General features: G+C 72.3%; 17 protein-coding genes. 5 read left to right on the top strand and 12 right to left on the bottom strand.

Annotated features, from left to right (window positions below):
* Nucleotides 1–20: 20 nt before the first annotated feature.
* Both BWI15_RS28525 and BWI15_RS28530 read right to left on the bottom strand, forming a co-directional pair.
* The gene (locus tag BWI15_RS28525) at nt 21–743 is read right to left on the bottom strand and encodes a hypothetical protein (protein WP_077017645.1); all 723 of its coding nucleotides are present in this window, start codon (nt 741–743) and stop codon (nt 21–23) included.
* Nucleotides 740–1,837, bottom strand: coding sequence for a WXG100-like domain-containing protein (locus tag BWI15_RS28530; RefSeq protein ID WP_077017646.1), 1,098 nt, complete (start codon nt 1,835–1,837; stop codon nt 740–742). The genes BWI15_RS28525 and BWI15_RS28530 overlap by 4 nt, the downstream gene beginning before the upstream one ends.
* Before the next feature lie 127 nt (nt 1,838–1,964).
* On the opposite strand from BWI15_RS28530, the gene mycP reads away from it, so the two are divergent.
* Entirely contained in the window at nt 1,965–3,239 is a 1,275-nt protein-coding gene (gene mycP / locus BWI15_RS28535) for a type VII secretion-associated serine protease mycosin (protein WP_237771499.1), read from the top strand.
* A 64-nt stretch (nt 3,240–3,303) separates the two neighbouring features.
* On the opposite strand, the gene BWI15_RS28540 is transcribed toward mycP, so the two are convergent.
* The gene (locus BWI15_RS28540; RefSeq protein ID WP_077017647.1) at nt 3,304–3,591 is read right to left on the bottom strand and encodes a hypothetical protein; all 288 of its coding nucleotides are present in this window, start codon (nt 3,589–3,591) and stop codon (nt 3,304–3,306) included.
* Between the two features lie 18 nt (nt 3,592–3,609).
* Nucleotides 3,610–3,945: a WXG100 family type VII secretion target gene (locus tag BWI15_RS28545; RefSeq protein WP_077017648.1), complete on the bottom strand. Its 336-nt coding sequence runs from the start codon at nt 3,943–3,945 to the stop codon at nt 3,610–3,612.
* 188 nt (nt 3,946–4,133) lie between these two features.
* Between BWI15_RS28545 and eccCa the strand changes: the two genes are divergently transcribed.
* The 3 genes from eccCa to BWI15_RS39550 are packed head-to-tail and all read left to right on the top strand — an operon-like array spanning nt 4,134 to nt 10,067.
* Nucleotides 4,134–8,072: a type VII secretion protein EccCa gene (gene eccCa / locus BWI15_RS28550; RefSeq protein WP_237771634.1), complete on the top strand. Its 3,939-nt coding sequence runs from the start codon at nt 4,134–4,136 to the stop codon at nt 8,070–8,072.
* Nucleotides 8,073–8,100: 28 nt separating this feature from the next.
* On the top strand, nt 8,101–8,529 hold the full coding sequence (locus BWI15_RS28555; RefSeq protein ID WP_143465925.1) for a hypothetical protein: 429 nt from the start codon (nt 8,101–8,103) through the stop codon (nt 8,527–8,529).
* Nucleotides 8,526–10,067: a hypothetical protein gene (locus BWI15_RS39550; RefSeq protein WP_168197389.1), complete on the top strand. Its 1,542-nt coding sequence runs from the start codon at nt 8,526–8,528 to the stop codon at nt 10,065–10,067. Before BWI15_RS28555 ends, BWI15_RS39550 begins: the two co-directional genes overlap by 4 nt.
* A gap of 60 nt (nt 10,068–10,127) precedes the next feature.
* Here BWI15_RS39550 and eccB read toward each other — a convergent pair whose 3' ends face one another.
* Together eccB and eccD are read right to left on the bottom strand one after the other, a co-directional pair.
* Nucleotides 10,128–11,576 carry a type VII secretion protein EccB gene (gene eccB / locus BWI15_RS28565; RefSeq protein ID WP_077017651.1) on the bottom strand — a complete coding sequence of 483 codons (1,449 nt, stop codon included), beginning with the start codon at nt 11,574–11,576 and terminating at the stop codon, nt 10,128–10,130.
* Nucleotide 11,577: 1 nt separating this feature from the next.
* Nucleotides 11,578–12,954: a type VII secretion integral membrane protein EccD gene (gene eccD / locus BWI15_RS28570; RefSeq protein WP_077017652.1), complete on the bottom strand. Its 1,377-nt coding sequence runs from the start codon at nt 12,952–12,954 to the stop codon at nt 11,578–11,580.
* A 198-nt stretch (nt 12,955–13,152) separates the two neighbouring features.
* Between eccD and BWI15_RS28575 the strand changes: the two genes are divergently transcribed.
* Nucleotides 13,153–14,523 carry a protein kinase domain-containing protein gene (locus tag BWI15_RS28575; RefSeq protein ID WP_077017653.1) on the top strand — a complete coding sequence of 457 codons (1,371 nt, stop codon included), beginning with the start codon at nt 13,153–13,155 and terminating at the stop codon, nt 14,521–14,523.
* On the opposite strand, the gene BWI15_RS28580 is transcribed toward BWI15_RS28575, so the two are convergent.
* From BWI15_RS28580 to BWI15_RS28605, 6 genes are all read right to left on the bottom strand, one after another.
* Entirely contained in the window at nt 14,520–16,637 is a 2,118-nt protein-coding gene (locus BWI15_RS28580; RefSeq protein ID WP_077019365.1) for a transglutaminase family protein, read from the bottom strand. The two genes, BWI15_RS28575 and BWI15_RS28580, sit on opposite strands and share 4 nt — an antisense overlap.
* On the bottom strand, nt 16,634–17,770 hold the full coding sequence (locus BWI15_RS28585) for a DUF58 domain-containing protein (RefSeq protein ID WP_077017654.1): 1,137 nt from the start codon (nt 17,768–17,770) through the stop codon (nt 16,634–16,636). The genes BWI15_RS28580 and BWI15_RS28585 overlap by 4 nt, the downstream gene beginning before the upstream one ends.
* A 22-nt stretch (nt 17,771–17,792) precedes the next feature.
* Nucleotides 17,793–18,755 carry an AAA family ATPase gene (locus BWI15_RS28590; protein WP_077017655.1) on the bottom strand — a complete coding sequence of 321 codons (963 nt, stop codon included), beginning with the start codon at nt 18,753–18,755 and terminating at the stop codon, nt 17,793–17,795.
* A complete protein-coding gene (locus tag BWI15_RS28595) occupies nt 18,752–21,052 on the bottom strand; it encodes a fibronectin type III domain-containing protein (protein WP_077017656.1) in 2,301 nt (766 codons plus the stop codon). The genes BWI15_RS28590 and BWI15_RS28595 overlap by 4 nt, the downstream gene beginning before the upstream one ends.
* Nucleotides 21,053–21,117: 65 nt before the next feature.
* Complete coding sequence (locus tag BWI15_RS28600) at nt 21,118–22,374, bottom strand: sensor histidine kinase (protein ID WP_077017657.1); 1,257 nt, start codon at nt 22,372–22,374, stop codon at nt 21,118–21,120.
* The gene (locus BWI15_RS28605) at nt 22,371–23,039 is read right to left on the bottom strand and encodes a response regulator transcription factor (RefSeq protein WP_193432202.1); all 669 of its coding nucleotides are present in this window, start codon (nt 23,037–23,039) and stop codon (nt 22,371–22,373) included. The genes BWI15_RS28600 and BWI15_RS28605 overlap by 4 nt, the downstream gene beginning before the upstream one ends.
* Nucleotides 23,040–23,081: the final 42 nt, after the last annotated feature.

Below are 23,081 nucleotides of genomic sequence, written 5' to 3' on the forward strand. Positions count from 1 at the left end.
CGAGTGTGGCTCGTCGCAACTCACCAGCGATCCGGCTGACCTCTTCCTGTCAGCGCGCCGATCGCCCTCCGCAGCGACTGGCTGCTCACCCGGCGCAGCACCAGGTCGGTGGCATGCAGCGGACGGTGCGCGAGCAGCACGTGATCGGCGAACGCGTACACGGCCAGCCGCTCCTGCCGAGGTTCGCCGTACGGTCCCTGGGTGACCCCGGCGAACACCGTGACCGCGACCGCGTCGTCCAGCGACGCCGGTACGGCGTGGTCGGTGAGCACCTCGGCCTCCCCGGTGTGATCGCCGGCCACATCGGCCGGATCGCACAGCTCGACGAGGCCGTCCAGAGCGTGCTGGTCCGAGCAGACGCTGAACGTGTGCAGCCCGGACTGGTCGACGTCCTCCTCGAGCACACCGTCGCCGAAGTACTGCACGATCGCATGCTTGCCGCGTGCGGTCTGACGTTCGGCGATCACGACCGCCGACACGGTGTGGCGCATCGTCAGCAGGGCTTGGGTTTGCGCGGACAGCGAGAGGACGAGGGAGTCGGTCTCGCGGTCGTGGTCCACCTGCTCGACCACGCCGCGGGCCACGAGCCCGCGCAACGCGACCGACAGCGTCAGCTCGCGCTGCTCGACCGGTTGCTGGTCGAGCCACGGCATCGGCGCGACCACTTCCTGGTCCGGGCCGGCGATCGCGGCCAGTTCCTCGTCGGTGAAGCTGGTCAGCACCTCACGTCCGTGCACGGTCATGACACCAGCCCTCCTACCCAGTCACCCGCGACCTGCGCGCCGTGGGTGATGTCGTCCCAGTGGTCGTAGACGTACTCCCCGGCTGCCCAGCCGCCGGAGAACACCAATCCGGCGGCGACCAGCCCCAGGCCGACCGGGGTCAGCGCCACCAGCCCCGCGCCCGCGGCGAGCGCCGCACCTCCCGCGCCGATCCCGGCCAGGTCCGCGGCCACCGAGATTCCGCGGCGCACTCCGGTCTCCCCGTCCGGGTTCTTGATCAGGTCGTACGCGTCGCTGACCACCCCGACCCCGGCCACGGACTTCATGAACTTCGACGCCGGTACGACCGCCTTGGCGAAGTCGGCGTACCGGCTGTCGGCGAGCTGCTGAGCGGCGTCGGCGACGCCCCGCGCCTGCAGGAGATTGCGCTGCTCGATGCCGGCCAGAGCGCGGTTGATCTCGCTCGGGCTCTTGCCGAGGGCCGTCAGGTGCGCGGTGATCAGGCCTTCGATGCCGCGGTAGAGGTTCTGCGCGCGGGCGTTCGCCACATCGGCGCTCAGCGCCAGCCCACCGCGGATGGTGCGGTTGAGGGCGGAGTACGTCTCGACGCCGGCCGTCCCGCCGCTGATCAGCTCCTGAAAGGGAGCGAGGGTCGTGCGGATCCTGTCCGCGGTGTCCTGCAGGAGCTGCCGCACCTCCGCAGCGACCTGGCTGACGAACGTCTGCCGGAACGCCGCGTCCACGCCGCCCGGCAGACTCGCGGCAGCGCCGTACAGGGCCACACACTGGTCGATGTAGTCCGCGATCGCCTGCTTGGTCTGCCGCACCTCGGCGGCGAACAGCTCCGCGCCCGAGGCCAGGACCTGCATCCCTTGGTCCATCGTCGCGGCAGTGGTCACCGCTTGACCGGCCCGCTGTGCGTACGCCGTACCGGCCTCGTCCTGCCAGCCTCCCGCGCTCGGATCCGCCGCGGCCGCGGTGGCGAAGTGGCCCGCGGACGCGGTCCACGCTTCGGCCAGCCCCTGGACGCGGTCCTCGTCGGTGTCCGGCCAGCCGGTGATGGCCTTCACCTCGGCCCACAGGCCGAAGTCGTTGGACGGTTCGGCCACTGCCATCCTGGTCCTCCTGTCCCCCTCGATGTCGATGGCAGTGAGTCTCGGGCGCCGGCAACCGCCTGCGATGGTGGTGGCCGCTAGAGGACAGCACCGCGTCCGGCGCGCCGGTCCTCCGGAAGATGGCTGGGTGTTGCGACAAGGTTTGACGGCGATCGGACTGCTGATGCCGCTGGTGGCCGCGCTCCCGGCCTCGGCGGCGCCACCGTCTGGACTGTGCCCGAACGCGGACCCCGGCCGGCCGGTCGTCCGCCAGCTTCCGTGGGCGCAGCAGATGCTCGACGCCGATCGGGTCTGGGCGCGCAGTACCGGCAGCGGAGTGCTCGTCGGTGTGGTCGACAGCGGTGTGGACGCGGACCACCCGCAACTGCGCGGCAAGGTCCGGCGCGGCGAGGACTTCTACTCCGCGAGCGGAACGCTGCGGGCCGATTTCGACTGCGACTCCCACGGTACGGCGGTCGCCGGCATCATCGCGGCCACGCCCACCGGTGGGATCGGGTTCCACGGTGTCGCTCCGGACGCTCGCATCCTGCCGGTCCGCGTCACCGAGCGAGCGGCCAACGGCACGGACCCGAACCAGATCTCGCCGGTCGCGCTGGCCGAGGGCATCCGGTACGCCGCCGACCAGCGCGTGAAGGTGCTCAATCTGTCGATCGCGGGCACGGTCGACTATCCGGCGGTCCGGTCGGCCGTCGCCTACGCACAAGCGCGCGACGTCCTGGTGATCGCTGCCGTGGGCAACAACCAGCGCGAGGACGGGGTCAGCCTGCCGTCGTACCCGGCGGCGTACGACGGCGTGCTCGGCGTCGGCGCGATCGACATCGACGGGCAACGGACGAGTAGTTCGCAGGCCGGCCCGTACGTCGACCTGGTCGCGCCCGGTGGCCAGGTACTCGCACCGACCCGGCGCGGTGGTCACACCTACGTGACCGGTACGAGCTTCGCCACGCCCTTCGTCAGCGGAACGGCGGCGCTGGTGCGTGCTGCCTGGCCGCGGCTGACCGCGCGACAGGTGCAGCAACGACTGATCGCCACCGCGTCGCCCGCCCGCGGAGGAGGAGCACGATGGCAGTACGGCGCCGGGGTGGTCGATCCCTATCGCGCTGTCGGTGAGGGGCTGAGCACGACTCGCCCGCGGATCGCGGTCGCGGTGGCGTCGCCGGCACCGGAACCGGCCGTCGTGCAGGCCGCCGCCGAACGCCACCGGCTGATGTCTGTTGCCTGGGGCAAGAGCCTGTTCGTCGGCGCGGCTGCGCTCGTCGTCCTCGCCCTGGCGCTCGTGCTGCCCCACGGCGTACGCCGGGGCTGGGTACCCGCCCGGGGTGCCCAGCCCCGAGCCGACCGCGAGCGGGACGATCCGCCGGACCAGCTCTTCCTGCTGCCCGCCCCACCGGCGGAACGCTGAACCGGCACGGACAACGGCCCCGGGAGCTGAGGAGCTCCCGGGGCCGTTCTCGGTGCCGCGTGGTTCAGCCGAACCGGGCGGCGCTGCGAGCCACCGTCGCGGCGTTCTCGGCGACGGCCTGCACGGTGGCCTGCCGGATCGCCATCTGCATCTCCTGGTGCGCCGCGGCGACCACGCCCCAGGCCCGGCTCACCTCGCCGAACTTGGTACCGGCGCCGTCCTGCCAGTCCGCCTCGGTGAGCCCGGCGGTGCGGGCCCAGCTCTCCATGTCCGCCTCGACCTTGCGGTGGGTCGCGGCGACCTGGTCGGCCAGGCCGCCGACCGCGGTGAAGTCACACAGTTTGCGTGGCATCTCTCGAATCCTCTCGGGTCAGGCCAGCTGGCCGTTGAACGCCGGTGCCTCGACGCCGTTGAACACGGTCGCCTGCGCCATGTCGGTGTTGGTGTAGTCGCCCTCGGCCGACCTGGTGTCGGTGCCGAGCTTGTCCAGCGCGGTGACGAGCTGCGCCATGCCCGCCTGCCACTTGTCGTGGGCGCGGCTGAACGCCACCGACTGGTCCATGTCCCAGCGCGCCGGGATGACCGCGCCGACCTGTCCGGCCAGCGAGGTGGCACTGCCCTGCAGTCCCGACGAGACCGTCGTCGACATCGCATGAGCGTGTTGCGCGGACTCTGTCACCAGATCCATCTGGTCGCCGATTGCCATGGTGCTCCTCTCGTACGTCGCGTCGGCCGGGAGTGAGGTCTCCTGGACCGTCGTTGCCGAACGTAGGCAGTGCGCGCGGGCCTCCGGGCTCCGCGTCACGTTCCTGCCATACCCGTCCGGGCGCCGCTCGCCCGCTCTAGGTTCGAGTTCCCGCCGCACCGAGCCGAGGAGACGCCGACGTGGCCACGATGATCGTGCGCCGGCCGCACCGCCGGCCCGCGCCGGACCTGCCGTCCGGCGAGTTGTTGCTGGAAGCACCACCCGAGATCCCGGCGGCGACCGGCCGGCAGTGGACGCAGGCGCTGATGATGCTGCCGATGGTGGCGATCATGGGCGCGATGCTGCTGACCTTCTCCGGCACCCTGCGCGGCGGTCTGCGGCTGGTCGTGTTCGGTCTGTTCGGCGCCGCGGTGATCGGCATGGTGATCGTGTCGGTGGTCCAGTCCGGCGGAGCGAACCGGCGGGAAATGGCCGTTGCCCGGCGCACCTATCTGCGGCAGCTGGCCCAGCACCGGATCCGGCTGCGCCGCTCGATCGACCGCCAGCGTGCCGCGATGCACTACCTGCACCCGGACCCGGCGTCGCTGTGGGTGCTGGCCCAGAGCTTCCGGTTGTGGGAACGCCGCCGCGACGACCCGGACTTCGCGGTCGCGCGGATCGGCACCGGCGCCCAGAGCACGCCGGTGAAACTGGTCCCGCCGGACACGCAGCCGCTCGAACGGCTGGAACCCCTGTCCGCGTCGGCCTTGCGGCGGTTCGTCGCGACGTACGCGTCGGTGCCCGAGCTGCCGCTCGCGATCGCGGTCAACGGCTTCAGCCGGATCTACGTCCGGGGTGATCACCAGCGGTCGCTGGGACTGGTCCGCGCGCTGCTCGGCCAGCTGGCCACGCTTCAGGCGCCCGACGACCTGCGGGTCGCGGTCAGCGCGGCACCTCGCAGCCGGCCGGACTGGGACTGGCTGAAGTGGTTGCCGCACGCACTGCACCCGGTGAAGACCGATGCCCTCGGCCCGCTGCGGCTGGTGGCCTCCTCGATCACCGGGGTGGAGGCCATGCTGGACGACCTGCTGGCCAACCGGCCGCGGTTCGATCCCGGCAACGATCCGCGCGGCACCGGCGCCCAGCTGGTCGTCGTACTGGACGGCGGCGCGGTCGAAGGGTCGGACCATCTGATGACCGGCGGCGGGGTCGAGGGCGTGACGGTGGTCGACCTGACCACGCCGCCCCCACGCATCCTGGAACCGTCCTGCGTCGTACTGAACGTCACCGCCGACGGGACGTTGAGCAGCGAGACCGTGGACGGCCAGACCGAACTGGGGCGCGCCGACGAGCTCACGATCGAGCTGGCCGAGGCGCTGGCCCGGCAATTGGCGCCACTGCGGCTGACCGCCCAACCGGTCGGCGAGCAGCCGCTGAGCACCGAGCTGGGTCTGGCCGAGCTGCTGGAGCTCGGCGATCCGTACGCGTTCGACCCGGCCTCCACCTGGGTGCAGCGTCCCAACCGGGACCGGCTGCGGCTGCGGTTCGGGATCCGTCCGGACGGTACGCCGATCGAGATCGACCTCAAGGAGTCGGCGCAGGACGGCATGGGGCCGCACGGTTTGCTGATCGGCGCGACCGGCTCCGGCAAGAGCGAACTGCTGCGCACGCTGGTGCTCGGCCTGGCCGTCACGCATCCACCGCGCTCGCTCAACTTCGCCCTGGTGGACTTCAAGGGTGGTGCGACCTTCACCCGGCTGGACGCGCTGCCCCACACCAGCGCGGTGATCACCAACCTCGCCGACGAGTTGCACCTGGTCGACCGGATGACCGACGCGCTGAACGGCGAACTGCTCCGCCGTCAGGAGCTGTTACGGGCTGCAGGCAACTACTCGTCGCTGCGCGACTACGAGAAGGCCCGGACGGCCGGCGTGCCGTTGCCGGAGGTTCCCAGTCTGCTGGTGATCGTGGACGAGTTCAGCGAGCTGCTGAGCGCCAAGCCGGATTTCATCGAGACGTTCGTGCAGATCGGCCGGGTCGGACGCTCGCTCGGCGTCCACCTGCTGCTGGCCAGCCAGCGCCTGGAGGAAGGACGGCTGCGCGGGCTCGACGCCCACCTGTCGTACCGGATCGCCCTGCGGACCTTCTCGGAGTCCGACAGCCGCTCGGTGCTCGGCAACGGCGACGCCTTCCACCTGCCGAGGCCGCCGGGACACGGGTTCATCAAGTCGGGCACGGAGCCCCTGGTGCGGTTCCGTTCGGCGTACGTCTCGGGGGTGCATGTCCGGCCCCGCCGCGGCTTCGGCGGACGACTGTTGGAGTCCGTGCTGGAACCGATGGAGTACTCGACCAGCTACCGGGCTCCGGTCGTGGAGGAGCAGCCTGAAGCGGCCCTGGCCGAGCCCGACGACGACGCCGTGGGCGAGAGCCTGCTCGACATCCTGGTCGACCGGCTGGCCGGCCAGGGCACGCCGGCCCATCAGGTCTGGCTGCCGCCGCTGGACGAGTCCGCCTCGGTCGGGGAGTTGCTGGGTGACCTGGTCGTCGATCCGGCGCGTGGTCTGACTCCGGCGGATCCGCAGCTGCGCGGCCGGCTGCACGCCGTGGTCGGACTGGTCGATCGGCCGCTCGACCAACGGCGGGACTCGCTGGTCCTCGACCTGTCCGGCGGAGCGGGGCACGTCGTGGTGATCGGTGGTCCGCAGAGTGGCAAGAGCACCGCCCTGCAGGCGATCGTGACCTCGCTCGCGCTCACCCACACGCCGGCCGAGGTCCAGTTCTACTGCCTCGACTTCGGTGGCGGCTCGCTGTCCACGCTGCGCGGTCTCCCCCACGTCGGTGGGGTCGCCGCCCGGCAGAGCACCGGCGCCGTACGCCGGACCGTGGCCGAGGTCGCGGGGGTGCTCGCTCGCCGGGAAAGGCAGTTCGCCGAGCACGAGATCGACGGGATCGCGGACTACCGGCGGCGCCGCGCTGCCGGGCAGTTCGCCGACGACCCGTACGGCGACGTGTTCCTGGTGATCGACGGCTGGGGATCGCTGCGGACCGACTTCGAGGACCTCGAGGCGACGGTCGCCGACCTCGCCGCCCGCGGCCTGTCGTACGGGGTGCACGTGGTGCTGAGCTGCGCCCGTCCGTACGAGCTGAAACTCAACATCCGCGACCTACTCGGAACCCGGCTCGAGCTGCGGCTCGGCGATCCGCTCGACTCGATGACGGACCGGATCACCGCGCTGAGCGTGCCCGAGGGCCGGCCGGGTCGCGGTGTGACCAGCGCCAAGCATCACCTGCTGATCGCACTGCCGCAGCTCACCGAGGGGCCGGCCGAACTCGTCAGCGCGGTCGCCCAGGCGTGGCCGGGCACGCCGGCACCGCGGATCCGGCTGCTGCCCGCCGAGCTCCCGTACGACGAACTGGCGGTGCGCGACCGGCCCGACGGTCAGGGCCACCGCCTGACGATCGGCGTCTCGGAGAACGACCTCGGACCGGTCCAGCTGGACTTCCTGACCGAGCCCCATCTGCTGGTGTTCGGCGACGCCGAGTCGGGCAAGACCGATCTGCTGCGCGTGCTGGCCCGCCGGATCACCGCGAGCTACCAGCCGTCCGAGGCCCGGATCCTGCTGGTGGACCACCGGCGCGCACTGCTCGGCGTCGTCGACCGCCCCTACCTGCTCGGGTACGGAACCGACCGCGGCCTGACCACGGAGCTGATGCGGGAGGCCGCGCGCGGCATGGCCGACCGGCTGCCGCCCAAGGACATCACGCCCGCCCAGCTGCGCCGGCGCAGCTGGTGGTCGGGTCCCGAGCTGTTCGTACTGGTCGACGACTACGACCTGGTCGCGACGACCATGGACAACCCGTTCCTGCCGCTGCTCGACTACGTGCAGCACGGCCGGGACATCGGTCTGCACCTGATCGTCACGCGCCGGATGAACGGCGCCGGGCGAGCGCTGTACGAGCCGTTCATCGCGCGGATGCGCGACGTCGGCTCACCCGGCCTGATGCTGTCCGGCGACAAGCTCGAGGGCCCGTTGCTGGGCGGCGTGAAGCCCGAGTCGCTGCCCCCTGGCCGCGGCCGGCTGGTGCGCCACCGGGCCGCTCCCGAACTGATCCAGCTGGCCTGGCTGCCACCAGCCCAGGACACCTAGTACCCGTCCCCGACCGAGTGGAGATCTGATGAGCGGACAGATGTGGATCGAGGAGACCCAGGCGATGAGCACGTTCGCCTTGAGCCTGAAGAATCCGAACCTGGCGGTGATCACCGCGAACCCGATGACGGCCTGCGGCGGCCTGCCCGAGTGCGGCGCGCTGGCGGCCGGGGTGAACGAGTTGTTCGCGAAGGGGCTCGCGTTCCTCACCGAGGCGGACCGTGGCTTCACCGCCTTCAAGGACATCGTCATGCAGTGCCACAACGACTACCAGGCCAACGACACGACCCAGACCGAGAAGATCGCCGCGACCGAGCACCACACCGCCGGCGAGGACTGGCTGCCCGGTCTGGCCGGAACCGCGAGCCCGGCCGGAGACACCGGCACGGAACAGGACGGGATGGCCGGCGTACTGGAGCCGCTGCTGACCGCCGGGAACGAAGGAGGCAATCGATGACCGTGCTCGACGAACACCTGCAGCTGGTGCAGACCGAGCTCGACCATGCCGCCACCTACGCCGACGTCGTCGCGGGCTGGAACGCCTTCAAGGCCGAGGTCCGCGCGGCGTCCGAGGGCCTGCACGGCGCGACCGCCGCACTGCACGGTGAGTGGATGGACGACGCCGGTGACGCGTTCGCGCAGCGGTCCGAGGGGGCGCGGGGATCGCTGGAGAGCTGGGCCGCCGCGCCGGACATCGGTCCGACGCTGGAGTCCCTGAAGACGAACCTCGAAACGGCCCGGAACGACATCCAGGCTCTGCGGGACGAGTTCAACCAGCTGCTGGCCTTGTCCGGCACCTCCGCCGAGATCGCCGGCAGTGTGGCGGGCCGGCTGCAGGAGATCCCGCAGATCTCGGCCGGAATCCTGAAGACGCTCGGTGCGCAGCTCGGTGAAGCAGGCCGATCGATCGCCGCGAGTGCGCCCAGCGTGCCGTGGACGGGACCGATGAGCGACGGTGGTGTCACAGCGGCCACGACGCCGTCGGCCGCTGGTCCTGCTGCCGCCGGGCCCGCCGGTACGCCGGGCGGTGCTCCCGCAGCGATTCCGGGCGGTGCGCCCGGTGGTGCGCCCGGTGGCGCTCCGGGTGGTCCTCCTGGCGGTGCGCCGGGTGGACCAGCCGGTCTGCCGGGCGGTGCACCCGCGGGTACGCCCGGTGGAGCGCCTGGCGGTGCTCCCAGTGGCGCGCCTGGCGGTGCCCCCGGTGGTGCGCCTGGTGGACCCGCTGGCGCTCCAGGCGGACCGAGTGGACTCCCTGATGGCCCGTCGCTGTCCGGGCTGCCGACGCCGACTCCGGTCACCCCGCCGGCCGTCACTCCTCCGCCGCCGGTCACCCCGCGTCCCCTGCTCCCACCGCCGCTGCCACCGTTGCCGCCACTGCCGCCGCAAACCAACCTGCCGCCGCTGACTCCGCTCCCGCCCCGCACCGCCGTCAACCTGCCGGGTATCGCAAGTGGCGGCGGTGGTGGCGGGTCGCGCGGTCCGGTCCGGCCGGAGCTGGGACGGCTCGAGGGACTCGGTCACCTCAAGGAGGTCGGCCGGCTCGAAGGCGGTACGGCGCAGGCGACGCGCGGGCTCGGCGGCCGTCCCATGCTGCCCGCGGCCGAGGCACCGGTGCCACCGGCGCCGTACGTCCCGACCAATGCCCAGGGCAACGGTTCCGGCCGGATGACCCCGCCGATGATGCCGCCGCCGGGTGCGCTCGGCCAGAGTTCGCCCGGTGCCCCACGCCCCGGCACGGCGGATCGGCAGCCGCCCGGACGGGTCAAGCCGGTCGGCGGCGTTCCCGGCGTACCGGCGAAGTTGCGGGGGCGGGCTGTCCGGCCGGACGCCGCGGCGCCGGTCACCGCACGGACACAGCGACGGCAGGAGACCGAGCAGCGCACGGTTCAACTGCTGGACGAGGAGCTGTGGCAGGTGGACGAGGCTCCCACGCCACCGGCTCCGGCGGCGGCAACGGCACCCCCACCTCGCCGCCCGCGTCGCTCAGGTCTCTGACGACACCCGCACCAAGGCCCGCCCCTGATGCACAGGGGCGGGCCTGCTTGTGCAGGAATCTCAGCCGAGGCTGGTCGGGACGGGCCGGCGGGCAGTGCTCGGATCCAGCGGGCTCCCGGTCGGCAGACGAGCCACCAGCGAGGCGGGCATGCGGACGGGCTGGGAACCCGCGTAGCCGAGGGTCTCCAGGACGTCGGCGCCCGCGAGCGGGTAGTAGATGCCGAGGTCGCTGACCAGGCCCAGACCTGGCGCAGGCGTGCTGTCGGCCGACATCGTTTCGACGAGCGCGACGCGACCGGGCGGGACGACCACCCGATCGGCCAGGCGGGTCCCGCGGGACGTGCTGACCGCTGTCGCCGTGCGTTCGTCGCGAGCCGGCAGCGCGACGTCGACCGAGAGCCGCGGCACGCTCTGCCCCGGCTCGAAGGTCGCGCACATCGTCGGACCGGCATCCGGAGGGGTGACGAACTCCGGGCGGTTGTCCGGCAGCTGGCCGACGGTGGGCCGCACCGGGTCGGACCGCTTCGCCCGGCCCGCCTCCATCAACCCCAGCGGTACGCCGACCGGCTGCCGGCCGCCGTACGCCGTCGCCGTCGGAGCGAAGGCCAGCTGGATCTCGTACTGCAGCTCGCTGATCGGCCGCAGCGCGTCGCGCTCGGCCAGGAAGTACTGCGCGCTCCCGCCGGCCGCCGTCATCACCAGCACCTGTCCGGCTCTGACCGCCTTCGACGGCACCGCCCGCGACGGCTGTCCCACCTCGGCGACGCGGATCGGCCGGAGCGGCTCGCCCAGGGGCAGCGCGTCGACCAGCTCAGAACCGATCGTTGCCCAGGGCTCCGATCTCAGGACCGGGCCGAGCGTCACCGCGTCGGCCGCAGCGATCCGGTGCCGGTACCCGTTCCACAGCAGGTACTGGTCGCCGCTTCCCCGCACAGCCACCAGCAGCGCGTCGCCCACCTTCTGGCCGCCGAGCTGCCGGCCGCCGCCGGGCGCCGTCCCCACCATCAGCACGGACTCCGCCACCGGCGCACCGGTCTCGTCGGTGTCCGGAACCGAGCAGATCGACCAGCTCCCGGTGAGCACCCCGGACGGTCCCGGCAGCGAGTCCGGCGCGTCACCGATACCGATCCGGGGGCCGCGCGGGACGTCCGCGAGCGACTTGCGCGACACGGTGGTCAGCGCCGCGTTCCGGTTCAGCGCCAGCAGCGCGGACACGTAGTTGGTGACCGGGTGCAGCCGCCCCTCGGCGTACACGAACCGCGTGCCGGTCTCCTTCTCGACGATGATCGACTCACCGTCGCGCCACCCGTTCTTGCCGCCGGGCGAGATCAGTCCGAAGATGCCGAACCCGGCCAGCACCAGGATCGCCAGCGCGACGCTGCCGAGCGCCGCGGCGGCCGGCTTGCGGAACGGCGGCTGCTCGGGATCGGTCTCCCGGACGACGAGCGCCGACACCACCCGCTGGACGAGGAACTGGTACGACTGCAGCTGGTCCCGCTTGGACGCCATCTCAACCGCCCAGCCCACGCAGTACGGCGTACAGGCCGAGCACCGCGCAACACACCGGTACGACGGCCAGCACGACCACGATCTCCAGCAGCTCGGCGGCCCGTCCCAGGTAGGGACTCAACCGGCGCGTGCTGGCCTGGATCCCCGCCACCACGACGAGCGCGCAGCCAACCAGGAGCAGCGGCACGACGAACGACAGCCCGTGAGTCGACATCAGCGGACCGACCGCCAGCCCGACCAGACCGGCCACCCCGACCGCAGCCATCGGCAGTCGGTGACGCACCACCGGGTAAAGCCGCCCGCGCAGGAGATACCCGACAGCGAGCAGTCCGACGTACCAGTACGCCGACGTCTGCTCGCTTCGGATCAGCACGAGCTGGCAGATGGCCGCCACCACGGCGGACCCGGTCAACAGGCCGGTCAGCAACGAGTCAGCCCGTACGACGGCCTGGTAGACCATCGAGCGAGGCGGTTGGGGATCGTCACGGACGAGATCGGCCGTGGTCAGCGGCAGCGCCGGCATCGGCACGCGCCCGAGCCGGATCGACAGCGAGCCGAACAGCGGCGAGAACGCCAGCAACGCACCGGCGAGTACGGCGGCCGCATGGTGAGCGTCCAGCGCGTCGGTCGACGCCAGCCAGCCGCCGAGGACTCCCAGCAGTCCGGCCGTCACCGCCCCGGCGAACAACGCCTGGCGATCCGCGATGCCGACCAGGCCGACCAGTCCGGCCAGCGCCAGGACCGCGCTTGCGGTCAGCAGCTGCGGGACTCCGGAGTCGGCCAGCGGCGCGCCGACCAGGAGCGCCCCACCGATCGTTGCGCAGGGCAACGCAACGGCTCCGAGCACCGCACCGAGCGACGCGTCGCCCAGCGCGCGCGACGCCGCGGTCCCGGCGAACAGCAACCCGAACGCGACGCCGAGGGACCACCACGAGGCGTTGCCCGGCTCCGCCGTCCAGGTGGAACGCAGCAGCGCCACCAGGATCAGCGCCACGCAGAAGGCGCCACCGGTCAGTCCGGCGTACCGGGTCTGCCGGGGCGTCCAGGCGCGTCCGGTCCGGCCGGCTCCTCGGGCGATGGCGTCGACGATGTCGTCGTACTCCATCTCCGGCCACTCGGTCGAGCGCGGGACCAGGTGCAGCACCTCGCCGTCGCGCACCCGATGCGAGCCGAGCGTCTGCCCGGGATCCAGCATCAGGCCGTCGGCACGCCGCAGGACCCAGCCGCCGTGCAGCGCGCCCTCGTCGGCCAGATGGTCACCCGCGTACTGCACCAGTCCCGGCAGCAGCTCGGCCACCGGCGAGTGCTCGGGCAGTGCGACGTCGATCCGGCGGTGCGGTGCGGCGACCGTCACCCGGACCAGGCCGGTCGTTCTCATCGTCTCCTCCTTGTCCGGTCCACCGCGCGCGGGCGGCAGGACCCTTCCACCCTGGCGTTCCACCGGCATGCGCAGCCGCCGGCGACAGCTTCCTGCCGCCGGCCGGCCACGGCAGCAGCAGCTCCTACGCTGAGCAAGGGACCGAGGAGGACCGATGAGCAGCCGATCATCCGTGGCGGTGCGAGAATGAGTACCGCGATGGCTGAGATTCCGTTGGAGGCGCTGGTGCTGCGCGCGACCGGTCCGGTCGCCACCGTGCATCTGCTCGCGCCCGCCGTGTCCGGCGGCCGGACCGCGGTGCTGAAGGTCTACCCGCAGCCGCTGGACCGGCGGACCTACAACGCGGTCGAGGTGGAGCAGGCGAAGCTGGCGGGGCTGCGCTCCGCGGCGTCGATCGTGCTGGCGGAGTCGCTCGACGAGCTGCCGGACGGGCGGACCGGCGTACGGACGGAGTTCTGTCCGCAGGCGCTGCCGGACCTGGTGGCCGGAGGCCCCCTGCCGATCGGCGACGTGATCGTGCTCGGGCAGGTGCTGTCGTCGGTCCTCTCCGAGGCGCACGAGCTGGGCATCGTCCACGGTGGCGTGACTCCCTCGAACGTGGTGGAGCGCGCCAGCGGCCAGCCGGCGCTCACCGACTTCGGCCTGGCGCTCCGGCTGCGGTTTCCGCGGGACCTGACCGCGCAGGCGGCGTACACGGCGCCAGAGGTACTGCGGGACGGTGAGCTGTCGGCTCAGGCCGACGTCTACGGGCTGGCCGCGGTGCTTCACCTCGCGCTGACCGGGCAGCCGCCCTTCCCGTTGCGGACCGGCGAGACACCCGAGGACGTCGTCCTGCGAGTCCTGCGCGAGCCGGTGCCCGAGGTGGCGGGGCGGGACGTGCCACCGGCGCTGGCCGCGGTGCTGCAGCGGATGATGGCCAAGGACCCCGACGACCGGCCGGAGGCAGCCGAGGTGCTGGCCGTGTTCGAGGCCTTGCTGGCGCAGCCGGACGAGCCGCAGACCGACGACGTGGACTTCGACGACTTCCGCGACGAGCTGGCAGCGGCCCGGCAGACCCAGCACCACTACGTCCAGGCAGCACCGCGGACGTCGCCACGACCGGTCGCCGCAGCACGTCCCCGTACGACGTGGCGGCCGTCGAAGGGACTGCTGATCGGCGCTGGAGCATTCGCGGCGGTGGCAGCAGTGCTGGCCGTCGTACTGGTGCCGTGGGGGGCGCCGTCCCCGGACCGGACTGCTGCCACGCCGGTGCCCTCGGCGCCGTCAGTGCAGCCCACGCCGACGGTCACCGCCACCAGCGCCGTGCAACTGCGGCTCGAACGGCCGCAGGACAACGGGACCTCGGTGGGGTTGAAGTGGAGCAGCTCCAAACCGCTCACCTACGTCGTCAGGGTCGCGCTGCAGGGGGAAGCCGAGCCGCGCACGGTCTACCAGGGCACCGGCACCGCGGTGACGATGCAGGTCACACCTGGCCTCAAGTACTGCGTCGAGGTGTACGGGTCGGAGGGCACGGCGGTCTACGTCAGTGCTCCACAACCGTTGCGCGGAGCAACCTGCCGCCGGCGCTAAAAGAGACTGCGGAACTCCAACGCCGCCTGCAGGCGCACCAGCCACGGCCGCGACCGCAGTCCCCGGCGTACTTCGCGGACGCCGTCCCAAGCCTGCTTGGCGATCTCAGGTCCAGCGGACCCACCGGACCACAGCGCCCGGTCGACGCTGTTCGCGACCGTTGCGAGGCCGGCGTCCGCCCGGGCGTCGGTAACGTCCGCGGCCGCGGCGGCCAGGTCCCGCACGGTCATACCGCGCGTGACGGGCACGCCGTGCGCCCGGAGCCGGTCGCGGACCTCCGCCCACGCCCCGACCACCGCGGCGTCACCCGGCCGGCGTCTGCGCCGCAGCGCCCGCAAGAACTTCAGCAGCGGCACTCCGGCCAGCCACAGCACCAGCAGCCCCGCCGAGAACCCGAAGACGCCCAGCATCGGTACGTCGAACCCGTCCCAGCCGCGCCCTTCCTCCCCCGCGGCCGGTGGCGCCACCTCCGGATCCTCGACCTCGTTGGCCGGCGGAACCGCGGCGCGGGCCTCGTCGGTGACTTCGGCCTCGGTCCCGCCGATCGCGGACCTGCCGGTCGTGGCGCGGCCGGCCGGATCCAGCGGCCACCAGCCGACGCCGTCGACCGCCACCTCGGGCCAGGCGAACGCGTCACCGTTCCGCACCGTGTACCAACCGTCCGGGTCGGGCTTCACCGGAGCGCGGAAGCCGACCACCAGCCGCGCCGGGATGCCGTTGGCCCGCGCGAGTACGACGTACGCCGCGGCGAACTGTTCGCTCGTCCCCGGCTCGCCGTCGAGCAGGAAGCGCCGCAGTTGCGGCCAGCCGTGGCCGGTCGGCAGTGGATCGTCGCCGGCCAGCTTGTAGCGCTTCCGCAGGAACGACTCGAGCACCAGCGCGGTCTCGAAGGTCGCGCGCCGGTCGGCGAGCGCCTGTGTCGCGAGCGCGGACACCTCGTTGGGAATGGCGCCGAGCTCACCCAGCTGTGGCTGCGGGTCGACGCCCGCGCGCAGCAGCAGGTTCGCGTCGACCGTCGGCTTCGACCAGGTCAGCTCGTACCGGTCCGGCACCTTCGCGCTGACCAGCGTCCCGCCGATCGGCTCGATCTGCGGATCCTCGGCACCGCGCACGGACGACGGCAGCAACTGCCCCGGCAACCAGGGACCGGACAGCGCCTTGGGCTCGACCACTGCCTCCTGCGGCGTCGTGTCCACGCGGACGTCCGGCCCGGGTCGGAGGTCGGAGCCTAGGCGCAGGAACGGATGACCGGTGGTCCAGTTGACGCCGTCGAAGTCGTCCAGGGCGATTTGACGCCAGCGCGCGACCGGCTGCGGTGACTGGTAGCGGAAGACCACGGTGCGCGCGTTCCGCGGGGAGATGCGGCTCGCCAGCTCGTCCAGGGGGTTGGCGTACCGTGCGGTCGGCGCCGCGGCGCTCTGGACCTGCTGCAGCGTGTACGGGGATCGCCCCACCGGGTCGAGCGCGCTCAGAGCCACCGAACCCACGACTGCCAGCACGGTCAGGACTGCGGCCGCCACGACTGGCGCGAACGACCGAGTGACTGTCGCCTGGCGGCGCGGCTGCCGATCCGGAGCCAGCACGGCGGCCAGGACGAGACCGTAGCCCAGGGCAACGACCAGTGCTGCCGCTCCGCTCAGAGCGATGTAGAGCTGAGCGACACCAGCCACCACCAGCCCGGGCAGTACGGCGACCATCGGTGGAGCTCGGTCGAGCAGCTCCACAGCGAGCAGGCAGGCCAACAGCACCAGCAACGGAACGAACACCACCAGGGCCGGGTCGGGTCGCGCAGGCCAGGTCGACTCCAACGTCGACTGCCAGGCCGTCAGCCCTCGCCCGAGTGCCCGCAGCGACTCGACGGTTGGCACACCGACCTGCGTCGTCGCCCGCAACACCGTCTCCACCACTGCGAGCAGTCCGGCCACGACGACCAGCAGCGGCCGCCATGGAACCAAGCCGGCACGCAGCCGGCAGAGCTCGGTGACGGCGTACGCGGCCGCGCCCACGGCCAGCACCGGAAGCAGCAGCGCGGTCAGACCGAAGACCGGTGCGAAGCAGAAGCCACCGAGCACGGCGGCAGCGACGACAGCCAGAACCCTGCGGCGGCTGTTCACCGGATCACCCCGCTCCACTGCTGCAAGGCTTCCGGAGCGTCGGCCGCCAGGATCACCCGCGCGCCGAGAATCGGTGCGACACCGTGCACCGGTCCGATCCCCAGCACCGTCACCGAGCTGTACCGCACCAGCAACGGCGCCAGGTCACTGGCTGTGCCGCGCACACCGGTGACGACCACGATCGCGCCGCCACTCGACGGTCCAGTGGTCAATGCCCTGGGCAACAGTGCCGATCGGTCGTCGTTCTGCTCCACCAAGCACAGCTCGTCCAGGAACCGCCGAGCGGCCAGCGGGCCACCGGGCGCGGCCAGGTCCGCGCCGGCCGACGTCAGCAGCCGGCACCGGTGACCGGCCATCGACGCCGCGAACAGGATGGAGGCAGCCACCTCCACCGCTTCCTCGAAACTTGCTGAAGGCAATGATGCGGGCCGGGTGTCGAGCAGCACGGTGAGCCGCGGCTGGTCCGGGTCGACGAATTCACGCACCATCAGCCGGCCGGTGCGCGCGGTCGCCTTCCAGTGCAGGTGCCGCACCTCGTCACCGACGACGTACGGGCGGACGTCGCGCAGATCGGCCGAGCCGCGCAGCGAGTCGTCGGCGGTCCGGCCGACGTGGTGGTGCCGCGGCCGCCCGGCGACCACGGTGCGGGTCGGGTGCCGCTTCGGGTGCACCCAGAGCGTGGCGGTCTCACCGGTCGCGAGCCGGTTGCGGGCCAGACCGAGCGGGTCGCTGCGCTCCAGCACCAGCGGCCCGACCTCGAGCCGCCCCCGGCGTACGGTCGGCAACTCGTACCGGTACGTCGCCTCGCCGCCCGGGCCGAGCCGGCGGATGCGGACGTGCTGCCGCTCGTCCCCGGCCGAGTCGTGCGCGGCGAAGCCCGGCTGCCACCGGGTGCCGGCATTGCGCACCCGCAGCGTGGCCAGCGCTGGGCGGCCGCGCTCGACCCGGTCCGGTGACAGGTCACGCCGCACCTCGACCTGTGGCCGGCGCGCGGTCAAGAAGGTTGCCGCCAGCAACGCTCCCAGCCCGATGCCGGCCAGTGCCCGGAACAGGGCGTACCCGGCCAGCTCACCGAGCAGGTACGCCACCACGGCACCCGCCAGGACGGCGACGCCGCGCCCGGTCAGTCGCATCGCTCACCCATCGACCGGCCAGTCAGAGCGTGCCGACGCCGGCGGTGGGGGCAGGGATGGCGGCCAGCACCTCGTCGACCACCGAGGACGGCGGTCGCTGGCTCAGCTCCGCGTCCGGCGTCAGCACCAGCCGGTGGGCCAGCACGGGCTGCGCGACCTGCTTGACGTCGTCGGGAGTGGTGAAGGCCCGGCCGTCGGTGGCCGCGAAGGCCCGGGCCGCGCGGACCAGCGCGATGCTGCCGCGCGGGCTGGCGCCGTACCGGACGGCGGTGTGCTCGCGGGTCGCGGCGACCAGCTTCACGGCGTACGAGCTGATCGCGGGGTCGACGTGCACCGACCGGACGGCGGCGATCGCGTTGCGCAGGGCCGGTACGTCGATCACCGGGCTCAGCGAGTCGGGCCCGATCCGGCCGGTGTCGCCGAGCACGATCCGGACCTCGGCGTCGTGGTCGGGGTAGCCGACCTCGATCCGCATCAGGAACCGGTCCAGCTGCGCCTCGGGCAGCCGGTAGGTGCCCTCCATCTCGATCGGGTTCTGGGTGCCGATCACCAGGAACGGGTCCGGCACCGCGCGGGTCACCGAGTCGACCGTGACCCGGCGCTCGGCCATCACCTCGAGCAGTGCGGACTGCGTCTTCGGCGTACCCCGGTTGATCTCGTCGGCGACCACCACGTTGGCGAAGATGCCGCCGGGGTGGAACTCGAACGTCTCGCTGCCCTGGTGGTAGACCATCACGCCGGTGATGTCGCCGGGCAGCAGATCGGGAGTGAACTGGATCCGGTTCCAGCTCGCGTCGATGCTGCGCGCGATGCAGCGGGCCAGCGTGGTCTTGCCCAGCCCGGGCACGTCCTCGATCAGCAGGTGGCCCTCCGCGAACAGCGCGGTCAGCGCCAGCCGGACCACCTCGGGCTTGCCGTGCATCACCCGCTGCAGGTTGTCGGCCACCAGCCGGTACGCCTCGCCGGGCGGGATCGTCGCGCTCATCGGGTTCCCCAGGAGAAGGTGTTGGATCTGATCGTCTCGCCGTCCGGACCGGTCGCGATCACCCAGACCTGCTGGCCGGTCGCGTCGGTGGCGAACCGGTCGTCGATCAGGATGCTGCCGTCCGCCTCGCTGGTCAGTGTTGCGCCGCCGTTCGACGGCTGCCACTTGGTCGTGTACGGCGTGAACGTGTAGGGCGTGTTCGGCTTCAGCCCGCGGCCGACGATCCGGATGAACGCGCAGCCCGGCGGTTCGCACGCGTCGTCACCGGAGCCGTGGCTGGTGGCCGCGCCGCGCGAGGCGGTCAGCGCCGGCTCGGTCACGCCGCCGCCCAGCGTGATCGACTTGGCCGCCGCGCGACCGAAGATCTGCCGGCCGGACGGGTCGGTGGTGACCGCCCGGACACTGACCCGGTACGTCGAACCGTTCTTCAGGCCGGTGATGGTGTGCCGGGTGGCGGTGACCGTCGTACTGCTGGCGGCGGTCTCGACCTGGTAGCCGCGCAGGGTGTTGCCCTGCAGGTCGGGCCGCGACCACGTCACGGTGATCCTGCCGTCGCCACCGGTGAGCCGGAGGTTCGGCGGGGCGTCCGCGGCGCCGCCGGTGGGAACGAGCCGGCCGGTACTACTGGCGGGGCCGGTGCCAACCCGGTTCACTGCGCGGACGGTGAACGTGTAACCGCTGCCGTTGGCCAGGCCGGTGACGTCGTACCGGCGGGCTGAGGCGGGCAGGGTCTTGCTGCCACCCGCCCAGGTCACCCGGTACTGCGTGACCGCGGCGCCGTTGGCCGGTGCGGCTTCCCAGCTGATGCGGGCAGTGCCGTCGCCGGTCGTGCCCGACACCGATCGGGGCGCGCCCGGACGGCCGGCCCGGACCGCGGGCTTGTCCGGCGGAGGCGTGGGCTTGGTGGCGGGCGGCTCCGGCCGTTGCGTGGTGCGTTCGTCGCCCGGTCGATTTGTCCTGGGGTCCTCGGGCCGGCCGGTCGGGCGCTCGGACGTGGAGACCGGTGGAGTCGGCTTGACCGGTGGGGTCGGCTTGTCCGGTGGCGGGCTCGGGCGGTGCGTCGGCTTGGACGACGGCCGGTCGCCGGGAGTGGGATCGTCGCCCGGCTTGACCGGCAGGTCGGTGGCGTTGGTGTCGACCGCGGTCACGTCACCGGTGTCGTCGACGACCATCACCTGCTCGCCGGTACGCCCCACGACGTACAGCCGCGCGTCGCCGCCGCGGTAGATCTCGGTCCGGGCCAACGGGTCGGCCTTGGCCGGCTTGGACGGTGGCGGGATCTGGCGGACGGACCGTTCTCGCCCGTCACGGTCCAGCGTGACCAGGGTGTTGTTGCTCTCGTCGACCAGGGCCAGGCTCCTGCCGGACGAAACGATCCGCTCGTACCGGCCCTTGCGCAGCGACTGGCGCACCGGCTCGGTGTCCGGCGTTCCGGTGGTCAGCTCGCTGGTTCCGACCAGGTGCAGCAGATTGCGCTGCGGGTCGACGATGGCCAGTCGTCCGTCCACGTCGTTCGCCGCCACGATCGCGCTGCTCGGAAGGTCGGTGACCGGGAGCGGCACCTGACGACCGAGCCCACCGTCGTCGACAGCGACCACCTCACGCGCGGTCGTGTCCACGAAGGCCACTTGGTCGTCACCGACCACCGTCAGCGCGCCGCTGTGCCCGACCGGCACCTGCGCGGGACAGGCCAACCGGTCCGCGTCCAGCGGCAGCAGGCAGAGCTGACCGTTGTCCGGGCGGTGCACCCAGACCGTGCCGCTCGACGTCACCACAGGCGTCCCGAGCGGTACGCCGGCCACCGCCACCACGGGGGTCCGGTCGAACCGCACGATCCGGCCGGCCTTCTGGTAGACCGCGAACGCCGCGCCGCCGCCCTCCAGGCCGACCGGCAGCTCGTTCACCCCAGCGGGCTGTGGGTCGGCGACCTCCAGCGTCGACTTGCCGAACTCCCACGTCCGGCCCTGCGCCAGGACGTAGCCGTTCTGGTCGGACTCGACCACCCGGGTGCCCGGACCGGCGTCCGGCAGGGGGATCTGCTGGTCGACGTGCTTGGTCCCGCCGTTGACGTGGAAGATCTTGCCCAGGGTGGCGTTGTAGACGTAGCGGCCGGACTGGTTGAACTGGACGCCGGGCGCGGCGCTGCCCGCGCCGGCCACCGCGATGCCGGTCACGGCCACGCAGCCGGCCACGACCGCGGCCAGCGCGGCCCGCGGCCGCCACACCTCGGCCCGGGCTCGCTGCTCGCCGTTCTCACGCTGGGTGAGGCGTCGGCGCATCTCCGTGAGCGGCTTCACACACCGAAGGCTAGGCGAGGCCTAGTCCAGGGCCAATCCAGATCCGGTCCAGTCTCAGCGATCGGTTACGCCTCCGGCTGGGTGACCGGCAGGGAGAACTCGAAGATCGCCCCGCCCTCGTCGCCGTTGTAGACCTTCAGGTCGCCGCCGTGGGACAGCGCGACCCACCGCACGATCGAGAGCCCGAGGCCGGACGAGCCGCCGGGGCTGTGGAACCGCTCGAACAGCTCGTCGCTCAGCGAGGGGTCCACCCCTGGCCCTTGATCGGCCACCGTGACCCGGCCGTCGGCGACCGTCACCGTCACGACGGCCTGTCCGTTCGGCCCGCGGCCGTGCCGCAGGGCGTTGCTGAGCAGGTTCCCGATCGCGCGCATCACCAGCGTCGGGTCGGCTCGCACCATCGTCGGCACGGTCACCACCGAAACCTGGGCCGACCCGGCGGGGGTGTCCTCGACGACTCCGGCCACCAGCTGGTCCAGCCAGATCAGCTGCATGGACAGCTGCTCGACTCCGGCGGCCAGCCGGGCCCGGACCAGCAGGCCGTCGATGATGTCGCCCATCCGCCCGGCCAGCCGGACCGTGCGAGGCAGCAGCTCGGCCCGCTGGTCCGGGTTCTGCGCCGCTGTCTCGGCCAGCGCCCGGAGCGCCGCGACCGGCGTACGGAGGTCGTGTGCGGTTTCGGCCAGCAGGATTTCCTGCTGCTCCAGCGCGGCCATGGCCGGCCGGATCGCCCTGCCCGACAGCCAGTAGCCGAGCAACGCCGCGGCGGCGATCAGGACGGCACAACTGGCCGTCACGGTGAGCACGAGGTTGCGGTGCCGCTTCTCCTCGTCGAAGGTGCCGTCCCAGGCGACCACCGCACCGGCGTACCGGCCGCTGGCGTCCTTGAACGGCAGCGCGAGCACCCGCACGGTGCGGCCGTCGCTCCCCTCGCGGTCGCCGCCGACGCGGACGCCTGAGGAGACCGCGTCGGTGGCCGCCTGGTCCAGCACGGCCTGATCGACCGGGGCACAGACCTTGCCGCTGCGGACGGCCTGGAAGTGCGGCGCGCCACCGGGCAGGACGGCGAACGAGGGGCACAGGCCGAAGCGCGGATCGTTCGGCAACAGGTTGAGTCCGAGCGCTCGATCGTCCCGGATCAGCCGGACCATCGACTCGGTGACCACCTCGAGGTCGTGGTTGACCCGGTCGTCGGTCCGCGTGCCGTCCAGCACGATCAGCAGCGGTGCCAGCACCACCAGGCCGAGGGTGTTCATCACGGTGAAGAGCACGGTCAGCCGCCAGCGCAGGCGGCGCAGCCGCTCGACCGACCGGCCCTTCACTCCGCGGTCCTGACCAGCCGGTACCCCTGGCCGCGGACGGCGTGCACCAGCTCGGGCCGGCGCAGCTTGGTCCGCAACCGCTTGATCGTCACGTCCACGACGTTGGACATCGGGTCGGCCGCCGAGTCCCAGCAGTGCTCGATCAGGTCGGTCCGGGAGACCACCTGCTCGGCCCGGCTGATCAGATACTCCAGCACCGAGAACTCCTTCGCTGTCAGGGTCAGCAGCACTCCGGCCCGGCGGACCTCCCGGCGCCCGGTGTCCAGCTCCACGTCGTCGTACCGCAGAACCGGCGGTCGTCCGGTACCGGCCCGGCGGCACAGGCTGAGCACCCGGGCGGTCAGTTCGGCCACCGCGAACGGCTTGACCAGGTAGTCGTCACCGCCGTGCTCGAAGCCTTCCACCCGGTCGGCCAGCGTGTCCCGCGCGGTCAGGAACAGGACAGGCACCGCCCAGCCCTCGCGCCGCCGGGTCCGCACGTAGCCGACCGAATCGCCGTCCGGCAGCATCCGGTCGAACACCACGCAGTCGTAGGAGTTCACGAACAACGCCTCGTCCGCGGTCGCGATGTCACCGGCGCTGTCCACCGCCAGCGCGGCCGACCGGAGCCCGGCCGAGACCGCGATCCGCAGGTCCTCGTCGTCCTCTACCACCAGTACGCGCACTCGGGGCCTCACGTGTCATCGAAATGTCATCGTCGCCTACGG

It is taken from the genome of Kribbella sp. ALI-6-A, assembly GCF_001984195.1.
GTDB lineage: Bacteria > Actinomycetota > Actinomycetes > Propionibacteriales > Kribbellaceae > Kribbella.